The following is a 13208-nucleotide window of genomic DNA, read 5'->3' as shown; positions in this document are numbered from 1 at the left end:
TCGAGCGTCGCGGGATCGACGACGTCGAAGCGACGGCCGTCGAGCGCGTCGCGCCACGTTCCGTCGATCAGGTTGGCGGTGCGAACGAGTTCGGTTCGGGACGGCGTAAGCGGCATGACAGGTCCTTGGAGGAAGCGGATCGGCGAAGGCGGAGGCGCGGGCGCGCGACTACCCCGCGCGGACAGCACGTTGCCGCGTCCGGGGTTGCCGCACGCCGTCCGTCAGTGACGTTCGCCGAACAGCGATTCGAGCGGGTAGTGCCGTTTGACGAACGGCGATTTGATGATCACGTAACTGAAATACTTCTCGATGCCGATGTTCTGCTCGAGCAGCCCTTCGACGATCGTCTGGTAATGGCTGACGCTGCGCGTGATGAACTTCAGCAGATAGTCGTAGCCGCCGCTCGCGAGGTGGCATTCGACGATCTCGTCGACGTTGCGGATCGCCGCGACGAAGCGGTCGAAGTCCTCGCGCCGGTGGTCGGCCAGCGTGACCTCGGTGAACACGACCTGCACGTCGCCGAGCTTCTCGAGCTGGATGTGCGCGCCGTAGCCGCCGATGTAGCCGGCCTTCTCGAGCCGCTTCACGCGGATCAGGCAGGGGCTCGGCGACAGCCCGACCGCATCCGCCAGCTCGACGTTGGTCATGCGGCCGCGCTTCTGCAACTGGGAGAGGATGCGCAGGTCGATGCGATCCAGCTTGCTGTCCGTCATGTTCACGTGAGTCGGAAAAATGGAATGTCCGGTTACTTTAGAGTCGAACGATGGCCGCCACAAGCCCGGCTTTCCCTCGGCCGGTCAGGCCGGCTGCGCGTGCGCGGCGTCGAGGGCGCGCTGCACGCCCGGATCGGCCAGCACGTCGTCGAGCGTCTTGCGCACGCGTTCGAACATCAGGTCGAACTCGCCCGCGGTGAAGCTCAGCGCCGGCGCGAAGCCGAGCACGCCGTCGCCGAACGCGCGAAACACCACGCCGTTCGCGTAGGCGGCCGCCGCGATCTTGTCCGGCACGTTCAGCGCCGCGTCGAAGCGCGTCTTGTGCGCCTTGTCGGCGACCAGCTCGAGTGCGCCGAGCAGGCCGGCCGAACGCGCGTCGCCGACGAGCGGATGCGCGCGCAGCGCATCGAGCCCCGCCGCGAAGCGCGGCGCCAGCGCCTGGCCGTTCGCGAGCAGCCCGCCTTCGTGATAGAGCTTCAGCACCTCGAGGCCGATCGCCGCGCTGACCGGATGCGCGGAATACGTATGGCCGTGCCCGACCACGGCCGATTCCGCACGGCTGCCCGCGATCCCTTCGTAGATTTCGTCGGACATCAGCACCGCGCCCATCGGCGCATAGCCGGCCGTCAGCCCCTTCGCGACGGTCATCAGGTCCGGATCGACCTGTTCGGTCTCGCACGCGAACAGCGGGCCCGTGCGGCCGAAGCCGGTGATCACCTCGTCGGCGACGAACAGGATGCCGAGGCGCCGGCACGCGTCGCGCATCGCCTTCAGCCAGCCGGCCGGCGGCACGATCACGCCGCCGGAACCCTGCACGGGTTCGCAGAAGAACGCGGCGACGTTGTCGGCGCCGAGTTCGGCAACCTTGGCTTCCAGCGCGGCCACCGACGCGGCGATCAGCGCCTGCGGATCGCCGCCGAGCGGATGGCGGTACGGGTAGGGCGACGGGATGTGGTGCTGGTCCGCGCGCGGCAGGTCAAAATGGCGGTGGAACGCGGGCAGCGCGGTGAGGCCCGCGCCGATCGACGACGAGCCGTGATAGCCGCGCTCGAGCGCAATCATCTGCTTCTTCGACGGGCGGCCTGTCGCGTTGAAATAGTGCGTGATGAAGCGCACCGCGGAATCGATCGCGTCCGAGCCGCCGAGCGTGAAGTACACGCGGTTCAGCGACGGCGGCGCGAGCGCTGCGAGCCGTTCGGCCAGCTCGATCGCGGGCTGCGAGCCGAAATGGAAATAGCCGGTCGCGTAGGGCAGTTTCGCCATCTGCTCGGCGGCGGCCTTCACGATGCTGTCGCGGCCGTAGCCGACGTTGACGCACCACAGGCCCGAGAACGCATCGAGCAGCGTATGGCCGTCGGCGTCGCGCAGGAACACGCCGTTGGCGGATTCGAGCATGGTGACGCCGCGCGCCTCGTGCGCACGATAGTTGACGACGGGGTGGATCAGGTGTTGACGATCAGCTTCGATCAGCGCGGCGTGGTTCATGGCAGGGCGGGACTCTCGTCGGGTGTCAGCGATGAGTTCATGCTACCGGGCGAGCCATCCTCATGCGTTTTCAATTTGCAGTCTGAAACATACGAACGCGGCGTTTGTGCGGGGCGCTTCGGCATTTTCTGCTGCGCGCCCCGCCGGGCCGGGCGCACGCGTCAGTAACCGCGCGCGCGATCGACGACGCCGATCATCGGCTGCCCCGCGCGATGGCGCGCGAGGTTCGCGAGAACGGCCTCGACCGCGGTGTCCGGCCGCGTCGCGCTCGCGATGTGCGGCGTGATCCGGATGCGCGGGTGCGTCCAGAACGGATGGCCGGCCGGCAACGGTTCGGGGTCCGTCACATCGAGGATCGCGCTGTCGAGCCGGCCGCTCGCGAGCCCCGCGAGCAGCGCGGCTTCGTCGAGCTGCGGGCCGCGCCCGACCTGCACGAGCGACGCGCCCGCCGGCAGCGCATCGAACACGCGTGCGCCGAGCAGCCCGCGCGTGCCGTCGGTGAGCGGGAGCAGGCAGATCAGGATGTCGGTGCGGGCGAGGAACGCGTCGAGTGCCGCGTCGCCCGCGTAGCAGTCGATGCCGTCGAGCGTGCGCGGCGTGCGGCTCCAGCCGGCGCACGGGAAGCCGAAGCGGCGCAGCGTATCGAGCACGGCCTGGCCGAGCGTGCCGAGCCCGAGCACGCCGACGCGCCGCGACGCGGCCGCGCGCACCGGCTGCTCGCGCCACACTTGCGCGCGCTGCTGCGCCGCGTAGTCGAGCAGGTCGCGGTGGATCGTCAGCACGGCCTGCGTCACGTATTCGACCATGCCTTCGACGATGCCGGGCTCGATCATCCGCACGACCGGGATATGCGCAGGCACGCGCGACAGGTCGAACTGATCGATGCCGGCGCCGACCGAGAACACGACTTCGAGATTCGGCAGCAGCGTGGCCGGATCGTCGGGCGGCTGCCACGCGGCGAGATAACGGACGGCTTCAGGATCGCCGAGGTCCGGCCAGATCCGGAACGGAAGCTCGGGCGCCTGCTGCGCGAAGCGCTGTGCCCATTGCGCACCGCGCACCGGGTCGGCCTTGTAGAGAAAGCTCATCGTCGGCACCGCTCAACCAAGTGCCTGGTTCACGATCGCGAACGCGCGCAGCGCCGGGTCGCGCGCGGGCGTCGCGCCGCGCGCCATGGCGACGACGGTATCGACGCGCGGCAGACCGAGCCCCTGCAGCCAGTCGGACAGCCCGCTGTCGCCGGGCACGTCGAGCCGCACGAACTTCCCTTCGTGCAGCGCGAGCCAGTGGCTGATCAGCGCCTGCGCGCGCTGCGCGTCCGGCGCGACCACCGGGCCGATCGCATGGCCGCGGCCGAAGCGGCGGAACAGCGCGAAGCCGAGCAGTTCGCCGTCGCGATCGAGCGCGATGCCGTTCGCGACGCCGAGCAGCGCCTCGATCACCTCGTCGCGCCGATAACCCGCGGCCCGCGAGGCGAGCGCGGCAAGTCGCGGGCCGTCGTTTGCGCCGATGGGCCGCAGGCGCTCGCCGGGCGGCAGCGATATCAGCGGCGGCTGGAAGGCGGCACCCTGGTGCTGGTCGATCGTATCGATCACCTCGAACCCGAATTTCGCGTACAGCGGCTCGCCGGCCGGCGTCGCGTGCAGAAAAATGGTTCGCGTGCCGAAGCTGTCGACCACGCGGGTGAGCAGTTCGCGCCCGATGCCGCGGCCCTGGTGCTCGGGCGACACGATGACCATGCCGAGCGATGCGTGCGCTTCGCCGAAGCGCCAGCCGAGCGCGGTACCGACGATGCCGGTTTCGTCCTCGGCGACGAAGCCGTCGCCGAGCTGGAGCACGAAGCGCCAGTCGTCGAGCCGGTGCGGCCACTTGACTGCTTCCGACAGACGATGCGCGGCGGGCAGGTCGGTTTCGGTGAACCGACGATAAATAAGCGTGCGGGAAGGGTTGAGATCGGACACGCTGGACTCCGGATGGGTAGGAATGACATATCGACTCTGCCAGCGACACCGCGGCACGGATAGGATGATTCGCCTGTTTTCCGGCGACGGCGGGCGGCCGTGCAAGATCGACGCAAACCGGCTCGATCGGCGCGTGCGAACGCGCGGATCGTGCCGCCGCGGCCCGTCAATCCGACAGCGCCTGCTGTGGGAACGGCACTACGATGAAAGCACCGGTGTCGCGGCCGCTTGCCGGCGCGCCGCCCCGCCGGTGCGGCGGGACCGCGCCGGCAAGCGCCGCAGATCGTGCTGCCCGCGCCGCGCAACACGCGGCGATTCTGCGTTTTGGGCGGCGTCGAACGACGTGCGCCGGGTTTTTTGCCTTGATTCAATTTCGTACCACCCAGCCCGTCCCCGGCCCTGCCGGGGCTTCACACCGACAGGACGTCACCATGATCCAATTTGAACCGAAGTACATCACGTTCGACTGCTACGGCACGCTGACCCGCTTCCAGATGGCGGACCTGGCGCGCGAGATCTACGCGGACCGGCTCTCGCCGGTCGCGATGGAGGATTTCGTGCGTGCGTTCGCCGCTTACCGGCTCGACGAGGTGCTCGGCGCGTGGAAGCCGTACCGCGACGTCGTCGTCAACGCGATCCGGCGCACCTGCGCGCGAGTCGGCGTGAAGTTCGACGAGGCCGAGGCCGAGCGCTTCTATCATGCGGTGCCGACGTGGGGCCCGCATCCGGACGTGCCGGCGGGCCTGTCGCGGCTCGCGACGAAGTACAAGCTCGTGATCCTGTCGAACGCAATGGACGAACAGATCATGAGCAACGTCGACAAGCTCGGCGCGCCGTTCCATGCGGTGTTCACCGCGCAGCAGGCGCAGTCGTACAAGCCGCGGATGCAGGGCTTCGAATACATGTTCGGCAAGCTCGGCTGCAAGCCCGAGGACGTGCTGCACGTGTCGTCGAGCCTGCGCTACGACCTGATGACGGCCGAGGATCTGGGCATCAAGCACAAGGCGTTCGTCAATCGCGGCCACGAGCCGGGCACGCCGTTCTACAACTATTACGAAGTGTCGGATATCGGCCATCTCGCGACGCAGCTCGGCCTGTAAGCCGCCGGGGCCGGCCGATCCATCGCGCGACGGGACGCGGCCGCGATGCCGGCGCGCCCCGTCACGCGTTCGATCGGCATACGAAACGAGGGTAATTACCGATATCGAGTCGTTCAAGGCGGGGCCGCCCCGGCCGATATATGTACCGAACGGTTAATATTTCGAGGCCCCCGCATGAAGTTGTCCACCAAACTGCTGATGCTCGTCGCCGCGGCGCTGCTCGGCGTCGTCCTGCTCGCCGCGTTGTCGCTGCACACGCTGCGCGACGCGCTGATCGACAGCCGCCGCGAAGAGGTCGTCATTCTGCTGACCAAGGCCGAGCATCTGGTCGATTCGTATCGCGCGCTGCAGACGAGCGGCACGCTCACGCAGGAGCAGGCGCAGCAGCAGGCCAAGGCCGCGCTGGCCGCGCTCAACGCGAATTCGAAGAGCTACTTCTGGGTCACGACGTCCGACGGCGTCAACCTCGTGCACCCGAACGCGAAATTCATCGGCACGCGCGCGAAAGGCAACCGCACGACCAGCGGCATGACCGACAGCGAGGCGTACCGCGCGGGGATGGCGCAGGCGCATTTCGCGCTCGTCGACGTGCTGATCAAGCGTAGCCCGGACGCGGACCTGGAGCCGAAGCTGCAGGGCGTGGTCGCGATTCCGGACTGGAACTGGTGGATCGGCACCGGATTTTTCTACGACGACATCAACGCGGCGTTTGCCCGGCTCGCGATGGCGCTCGGCGCCGTCGCGCTCGTCATCGCCGCGGCGCTCGCGGCCATCGCCTGGGGCGTGCTGCGCAGCGTCAGGCGCACGCTGGGCGGCGAGCCCGCGCATGCGACGCAGATCGCCGCCCGCATCGCGGCCGGCGAACTGGACGTGCAGTTCGATACGGCGCACGCCGCGCCCGGCAGCCTGCTCGTCGCGCTGGGCGACATGAAGGCGCGGCTGACCGACACCATCGCCGAGATCCAGACCACGACCCACTCGATCGCCACCGGCACCGGCGAAATCGCGCAAGGCAACCTGGATCTGTCGCAGCGCACGGAGCAGCAGGCCGCGTCGCTGCAGGAAACGGCGGCGAGCATGGAGCAGATCACGTCCACGGTCAAACAGAACGCCGACAACGCGCGCCAGGCGAATGCGCTCGTGGCCCAGGCCAAGGATGCGACCGAACTCGGCGGCGCCGCCGTGCAGGCGGTCGTCGAAACGATGCGGCAGATCTCGGATGGGTCGGTGCGGATCGCCGACATTACCGTCGTGATCGAAAGCATCGCATTCCAGACCAACATTCTCGCGCTCAACGCCGCGGTGGAAGCCGCGCGGGCCGGCGAGGAGGGGCGCGGGTTCGCCGTCGTCGCGTCGGAAGTCCGCTCGCTCGCGCAACGCAGCGCCGCGGCCGCGAAGGACATCAAGGGCTTGATCGACGCGTCGGTCGAGCGGGCCGGCAGCGGCAGCCGGCTCGTCGAGACGGCCGGCGAGCGCATGACGGAGATCGTCCGGTCGATCGACCGGGTGGCCGACATCATGGGCGAGATTTCGGCGGCGTCGGCCGAGCAAAGCACCGGCATCGAACAGATCGGGCTGGCGGTCGCGCAAATGGACGAAGTCACCCAGCAGAACGCCGCGCTCGTCGAGCAGGCGGCGGCGGCCGCTTCGTCGCTGGACGAGCAGGCGGCGCGCCTGCGGGCCGCCGTATCGGTATTCCGGCTCGCTGCCTGACGACTGCACGACTGCACGGCCGCACGGGTCCGGTTTCCCGGCGGTCCCGTCATCCTCCCGTCTTCCCGCCAAGCCGTTCCGATCGAGCGGCATTCTTCTGAACTTTCCTGCGCGACGTCCCGTCGCGATCCCCACCGTCGACGCCCGTGCATGCGGCGATCTGCCGCAATACACCGTGCGTTTCAGCCGTCATCGGCATGCGGACACGCATTCGACACAAACGTGCGGTTTGCGTGTGCCAAACGCGCGCCGGATGCCGAACGGACAATTTTGTCGGCGCAATCTGCGGCGGCTGCGGCCTTACGATTTCCTGCATCGACACGGGTTGGGCAACCGCCGCGACACGCCGCCGGGTACACGGCGACACGTGGGCGCACGCAGCAAATCATGCTGCGCGGGCGGCTCAAAACGGTCGATTCGTATCGTGCGGGCGGCCCGAATCGCGACAAACCGCATTTTGGCGATGCTTAAATGAATTGCATGTGTACGACGTTGCGCCCGCCACCAGCAAGCGGGCACTGCGGGATTCGAGAACCACGCTGGACCCCAGACCCCACTTTCAACAGTCAGGAGCAGTTCGGATGAGCGACGATATCGACAACGGCGGCGGCAACGGTGGTTTCACTCGCCGCGACATGATGAAGGTCATGGCGGCGAGCGGCATGATGGCCGCCGGCGCCGGCGGACTCCTGATGAACCCCGCGAGCGCATTCGCGGCGCCCGCGGCGAAACGCGGCGGCAAGATCCGGGTCGCGAACGAATCGGGTTCGACGGCCGATACGCTCGACCCGGCCAAGGGCTCGACCGGCGCCGACTACATTCGTTTCTTCATGTTCTACAGCGGCCTCACGCAGCTCGACGCGAGCCTGACGCCGCAGATGAACCTCGCCGAGTCGCTGCAGACCACCGATGCCAAGACGTGGGTCATCAAGCTGCGCAAGGGCGTCACGTTCCACGACGGCAAGTCGGTCGGCCCGGCCGACGTGGTGTATTCGCTGATGCGCCACAAGAACGCCGCCACCGCATCGAAGGTCAAGCCGCTCGCCGACCAGTTCGCCGACGCGAAGGCGAGCGGCCCGGACGAAGTCACGCTCACGCTGGTCAGCGCGAATGCCGATCTGCCGGTGATTCTCGCGACGCCGCAGCTCGTGATCGTCAAGGACGGCACGACCGACTTCAGCACCGGCATCGGTTGCGGCCCTTACAAGCTCAAGTCGTTCAAGCCGGGCGTGTCGACCGTCGGCGTGCGCAACGACAGCTACTTCAAGCCGGGCCGGCCGTATCTCGACGAGATCGAGCTGATCGGCATCGGCGACAGCGCCGCGCGCCTGAACGCGCTGCTGTCGGGCGACGTGCACCTGATCAATGCGATCGATCCGCGCTCGACGCAGCGGGTCTCGTCGACGCCGGGCTACGCGCTGAAGGAAACCAAGTCGGGCCTCTACACCGACCTGATCATGCGCAGCGACAACCCGATCGTCTCGAATCCCGATTTCGTCGAAGGGATGAAGTACCTGTTCGATCGCGAGCAGATCCGCTCGGCGGTGTTCCGCGGTTACTCGGTGATCGGCAACGACCAGCCGATTCCGCCGGGGCATCGTTACTTCAACGCGTCGCTGCCGCAGCGCGCGCACGATCCGGACAAGGCGAAATTCCTGCTCCAGAAGGCGGGCGCGCTGGGCGTCACGCTGCCGCCGATGTATGCGACGTCCGACGCGAACGGGTCGGTCGAGATGGCCGTGCTGCTGCAGCAGGCCGGCCAGAAGATCGGGCTGAACCTGCAGGTCAACCGCGCGTCGCCCGACGGCTACTGGTCGAACCACTGGATGAAGCACCCGCTCACCTTCGGCAACATCAACCCGCGCTCGAGCGCCGACGTGCTGTTCACGCAGTTCTTCAAGTCGGATGCGCCGTGGAACGAGTCGGGCTGGAAGAACGCGAAGTTCGACCAGCTGCTGCTCGCCGCGCGTTCGGAAACCGACGACGCGAAGCGCAAGCAGATGTACGGCGACATGCAGGTGATCGTGTCGCAGCAGGGGCGCGTCGGCATTCCGGCCTTCATCAGCTTCCTCGACGGTTATGACAAGCGCCTCGCCGGTCTCGGTTCGATCCCGACCGGCGGGATGATGGGCTTCATGTTCGCCGAGCACGTGTGGTGGAACGCGTGACGTCGTTGCTGGCGGCCGCCGTGCGGCCGGTGCGGGCGACCGCGCCGGCCACGCGCGGCCTTTTCGGGAGTGTCGCTTCATGAACCGAATTCTCATCGGCCTGATCGTCCGACGCATCGCGCTCACCGCGCTGACGTTGCTGATCGTGTCCGCGATCATCTTCACGATCACGAACCTGCTGCCCGGCGACGCCGCGCAGGCCGCGCTCGGCCAGTCGGCGACACCGGAGACGGTTGCCGCGCTGCGCCAGCAGTTCGGCCTCGACATGCCCGCGCACGTGCGTTACGCGCACTGGCTCGCCGGCCTGATGCACGGCGATTTCGGCCGTTCGCTGTCCGGCGACATGCCGGTGTCGGAGATGATCGGCGGGCGCCTGCCGAAGTCGCTCACGCTTGCGGCGATCACGACCGCCGTGTCGGTGCCGATCGCGCTGCTGCTCGGCATCCTCGCGGCGGTCAAGCGCGAGTCGCTGGTCGACCGCGTGATCAGCCTCGGCACGCTGTCGCTCGTCGCGACGCCGGAATTCCTGATCGCGACCGTCGCCGTGCTCGTGTTCGCCGTGAAGCTGCGCTGGCTGTCCGCGTTGTCGTACAGCGGCGAGATCGAAAGCCTGCACGATTTCCTGCGTGCGTATGCGATGCCGGTGCTGACGCTGTGCGCGGTCGTGATCGCGCAGATGGCACGCATGACGCGCGCCGCGGTGATCGAGCAGTTGAGCGCGTCGTATGTCGAGATGGCCGTGCTCAAGGGCGCGAGCCCCGCACGCGTCGTGCTGCGCCATGCGTTGCCGAACGCGATCGGCCCGATCGCCAATGCGATCGCGTTGAGCCTGTCGTATCTGCTCGGCGGCGTGATCGTCGTCGAGACGATCTTCAACTATCCGGGCCTCGCGAGCCTGATGGTCGACGCCGTCAGCAACCGCGATTTCCCGCTGGTCCAGGCGTGCACGATGATCTTCTGCGTCGCCTACCTGACGCTCGTGCTGTTCGCCGACCTGTGCTCGATCGTGTCGAACCCGCGACTGCGGACCTGACCGTCCCGTCCTTCTTCCGAGATGCCGCCCATGCACCCGACCGACCCCGTTCAACGCAGCAACACGCTGCCGCCGTCCGGCGAACCGCGCCCGCCGTGGGGCGGCGCGACGCCGCCCGCCGCCCCGGCCCCCGACCAGCCGCGCAAGCGCCGTTCCGCACGCATCGAATTGACGGCCGGCGGCCGTGTCGGCCTGTCGATGGTCGGGCTGATGCTGTTCATCGCGGTGTTCGCCCCGCTGCTCGCGCCGCACGACGTGGGCGCGATCGTCACGCCGGACGTGTTCGCGCGGTTCAGCGCGAAGCTGCCGTTCGGCTCCGACTTCCTCGGCCGCGACATGCTGAGCCGGATCCTGTACGGCACGCGTCTGACCGTGCTGCTCGCGCTCGCCGCGGTGCTGCTCGCCGCGCTGACCGGCACGACACTCGGGCTGCTCGCGACCGTGTCGGGCCGCGCGGTCGACGAGACGATGAGCCGGCTGCTCGACGCGCTCACGTCGATTCCGTCGAAGATGTTCGCGCTGATGTTCGTCGCCGCGTTCGGCTCGTCGCTGCCGCTGCTGGTCCTGACCGCCGCGGTCAGCTACATGCCGGGCTCGTACCGGATCGCGCGCGCGCTGGCGGTCAACATCAGCACGCTCGAATTCGTGCAGGTCGCGAAGGCGCGCGGCGAGAGCGCGCTGTACATCGCGTGCGTCGAGATGCTGCCGAACATGATTCATCCGATGCTCGCCGATACGGGCCTGCGCTTCACGTTCGTCGTGCTGCTGCTGAGCGGCCTGAGCTTTCTCGGGCTCGGCGTGCAGCCGCCGTACGCGGACCTCGGCTCGCTCGTGCGCGAGAACATCGCGAGCCTTGGCGACGGTTCGGCTGTCGCGATCATGCCCGCGGTCGCGATCGCGATCCTGACGGTGGGCGTCAACCTGTTGATCGACGGTCTGCCGCATCGCGGCCGCCGCAAGGGCGCGGCCGCGGCCGCCGGAGAACACTGATGCGAGATCAATCGACTCCGCTCGTCGAGGTGCGCGGGCTGCGCGTTGTCGGCGGTCGCCCGGGCGCCGCGGAAACGACGATCGTCCACGACGTCGACTTCGAGATCGGGCGCGGCGAGGTGCTCGCGCTGATCGGCGAATCCGGCTCGGGCAAGACGACGATCGCGCTGTCGCTGATGGGCCACGCGCGCACCGGCTGCCGGATTGCCGGCGGCTCGGTGAAGATCGGCGGCACGGACGTCTGCAGGCTGTCGGCGTCGGGCCTGGCCGCGCTGCGCGGCCGCAAGGTCGCGTATATCGCGCAGAGCGCGGCTGCCTCGTTCAACCCGTCACGCACGATCCTCGACCAGGTGATCGAGAGCGCGCTGATTCACCGGACGATGTCGAAGCGCGATGCGCAGGCAAAGGCGGTCGAGCTGTTCCGCGCGCTCGCGCTGCCGGAGCCGGAGACGATCGGCAAGCGCTATCCGCACCAGGTGTCGGGCGGGCAGTTGCAGCGGCTGATGGCCGCGATGGCGCTGATCACGGATCCGGAGCTCGTGATTCTCGACGAACCGACCACGGCGCTCGACGTCACCACGCAGATCGACGTGCTGCAGGCGTTCAAGAGCGTGATCCGGCGCTACGGGATGAGCGCGGTCTACGTGTCGCACGACCTGGCCGTGGTCGCGCAGATGGCCGACCGGATCGTCGTGCTGAGCGACGGCGTGATCCGCGAGACGGGCGACACCGAACAGATCCTGCATGCGCCGGCGCACCCGTACACGCAGAGCCTGATCGCGGCGGTCACGCCGAACGATGCGCAACGCGACGGGAAACCGGCGCCGGCCGACCCGGCGCCGTTGCTCGAGGTGCGCGGCGCGGTCGCCGGTTACGGCGGCCGCAACGCGAAGGGCTGGCCCGCGAAGCTGATCCTGAACGAAGTCGACCTGCGCATCGGGCGCGGACAGACGGTCGGCGTGATCGGCGAATCGGGCTCCGGCAAGACGACGCTCGCCAAGGTGATCGCGGGCCTGGTGCCGGCGGCGGCCGGGAAGATCCTGCTCGACGGCGAGCCGCTCGCGCGCGATATCGGCAAGCGCACCAAGGAGCAGCACCGCCGGGTGCAGATCGTGTTCCAGAACGCCGACACCGCGCTCAATCCGGTGCATACCGTCGAGCGCACGCTTGCGCGGCCGCTCGCGTTCTACCACGGGATCAAGGGCGCGCGTGCGCGGCAGCGCGTCGCGGAGCTGCTCGAACTCGTGCGGCTGCCGCAGGCGGTGGCCGCGCGGCGCACCGGCGAGCTGTCGGGCGGGCAGAAGCAGCGCGTGAACCTCGCGCGCGCGCTCGCGGCCGAACCCGACCTGATCCTGTGCGACGAAGTCACGTCGGCGCTCGACACTGTGGTCGGCGCCGCGATCATGGACCTGCTGCGCGACCTGCAGGCGAAGCTCGGCGTGTCCTACGTGTTCATCACGCACGACATCGCGAAGGTGCGCGCGATCAGCGACGACATCGTCGTGCTGTATGCGGGCCGCCGCGTCGAGACGGGCAGCCGCGACGCATTGTGCGCGCCGCCTTATCACCCGTATTCGCACCTGCTCGTGTCGTCCGCGCCGGAGCTGCGCGCGGGCTGGCTCGACGATGCGGCCGAGCGCTGCCATCGGCCGCTGGTGCCGATCGGCGAGCGCGCGGACGACGGCGAGCTGTGTCCGTTCCTGTCGCGCTGCGCGATGCGGGTGGACGGCGTCTGCAACCGGACGCCACCGGTGCTGCGCAAGCTCGACAACGGCGCGCAGGTGCTGTGCCATCGCAACGAGGAAGACCTGGCGCGCTTCCAGGCCGAGCCGACGCAGGCGGGTGCCGCGCCCGGGCAGCCCGTGCAGCTGTAATGCGCGACACGCCGCCGTTCGGCGCGCGCGACGTGGCGGCCGGTGCACCGCATAGTCTGCTGCGGCGGTTGCCCAAAACGGCGATTTGCGCGCGTGCCGCGCGCGAATACGCGGCAACTGCGGTTTTTGATGGTGATTAAATGATTTCCCGTGAACGGCAGCCGATCGTCG

General features: G+C 68.5%; 11 protein-coding genes. 7 read left to right on the top strand and 4 right to left on the bottom strand.

Features of this window, described 5'->3' with window-relative positions:
* Positions 1 to 221: 221 nt before the first annotated feature.
* From ABY44_RS21560 to ABY44_RS21545, 4 genes are all read right to left on the bottom strand, one after another.
* A complete protein-coding gene (locus tag ABY44_RS21560) occupies positions 222 to 713 on the bottom strand; it encodes an Lrp/AsnC family transcriptional regulator (protein WP_006749694.1) in 492 nt (163 codons plus the stop codon).
* Between the two features lie 84 nt (positions 714 to 797).
* Positions 798 to 2198 (bottom strand): aspartate aminotransferase family protein, encoded by a 1401-nt coding sequence (locus ABY44_RS21555; protein WP_060174453.1) that lies wholly within the window; start codon positions 2196 to 2198, stop codon positions 798 to 800.
* A gap of 161 nt (positions 2199 to 2359) precedes the next feature.
* Complete coding sequence (locus ABY44_RS21550) at positions 2360 to 3286, bottom strand: 2-hydroxyacid dehydrogenase (protein WP_060174521.1); 927 nt, start codon at positions 3284 to 3286, stop codon at positions 2360 to 2362.
* 12 nt (positions 3287 to 3298) lie between these two features.
* Positions 3299 to 4159 (bottom strand): GNAT family N-acetyltransferase, encoded by an 861-nt coding sequence (locus tag ABY44_RS21545; protein WP_060174452.1) that lies wholly within the window; start codon positions 4157 to 4159, stop codon positions 3299 to 3301.
* A gap of 431 nt (positions 4160 to 4590) precedes the next feature.
* Here ABY44_RS21545 and ABY44_RS21540 point away from each other — a divergent pair, with 431 nt between their 5' ends.
* From ABY44_RS21540 to ABY44_RS21510, 7 genes are all read left to right on the top strand, one after another.
* Positions 4591 to 5259, top strand: a complete 669-nt coding sequence (locus ABY44_RS21540) for a haloacid dehalogenase type II (RefSeq protein ID WP_021156521.1) — start codon at positions 4591 to 4593, stop codon at positions 5257 to 5259.
* Between the two features lie 174 nt (positions 5260 to 5433).
* Positions 5434 to 6972: a methyl-accepting chemotaxis protein gene (locus tag ABY44_RS21535; protein ID WP_060174451.1), complete on the top strand. Its 1539-nt coding sequence runs from the start codon at positions 5434 to 5436 to the stop codon at positions 6970 to 6972.
* Positions 6973 to 7553: 581 nt separating this feature from the next.
* Positions 7554 to 9140 (top strand): ABC transporter substrate-binding protein, encoded by a 1587-nt coding sequence (locus ABY44_RS21530; protein WP_027792825.1) that lies wholly within the window; start codon positions 7554 to 7556, stop codon positions 9138 to 9140.
* A gap of 79 nt (positions 9141 to 9219) precedes the next feature.
* On the top strand, positions 9220 to 10173 hold the full coding sequence (locus ABY44_RS21525) for an ABC transporter permease (protein WP_027792824.1): 954 nt from the start codon (positions 9220 to 9222) through the stop codon (positions 10171 to 10173).
* 30 nt (positions 10174 to 10203) lie between these two features.
* Positions 10204 to 11163: an ABC transporter permease gene (locus ABY44_RS21520; protein ID WP_027792823.1), complete on the top strand. Its 960-nt coding sequence runs from the start codon at positions 10204 to 10206 to the stop codon at positions 11161 to 11163.
* Positions 11163 to 13037 carry an ABC transporter ATP-binding protein gene (locus tag ABY44_RS21515; RefSeq protein WP_059699519.1) on the top strand — a complete coding sequence of 625 codons (1875 nt, stop codon included), beginning with the start codon at positions 11163 to 11165 and terminating at the stop codon, positions 13035 to 13037. Before ABY44_RS21520 ends, ABY44_RS21515 begins: the two co-directional genes overlap by 1 nt.
* On the top strand, positions 13037 to 13177 hold the full coding sequence (locus ABY44_RS21510) for a hypothetical protein (protein WP_155638004.1): 141 nt from the start codon (positions 13037 to 13039) through the stop codon (positions 13175 to 13177). The genes ABY44_RS21515 and ABY44_RS21510 overlap by 1 nt, the downstream gene beginning before the upstream one ends.
* Positions 13178 to 13208 lie beyond the last annotated feature (31 nt).

The organism is Burkholderia sp. ZZQ-2 (genome assembly GCF_050768715.1).
GTDB classification, from domain to species: domain Bacteria; phylum Pseudomonadota; class Gammaproteobacteria; order Burkholderiales; family Burkholderiaceae; genus Burkholderia; species Burkholderia cepacia.
Note: the sequence above shows the minus strand (reverse complement) of the source record. Positions and strands in the feature narration are given on the sequence as shown.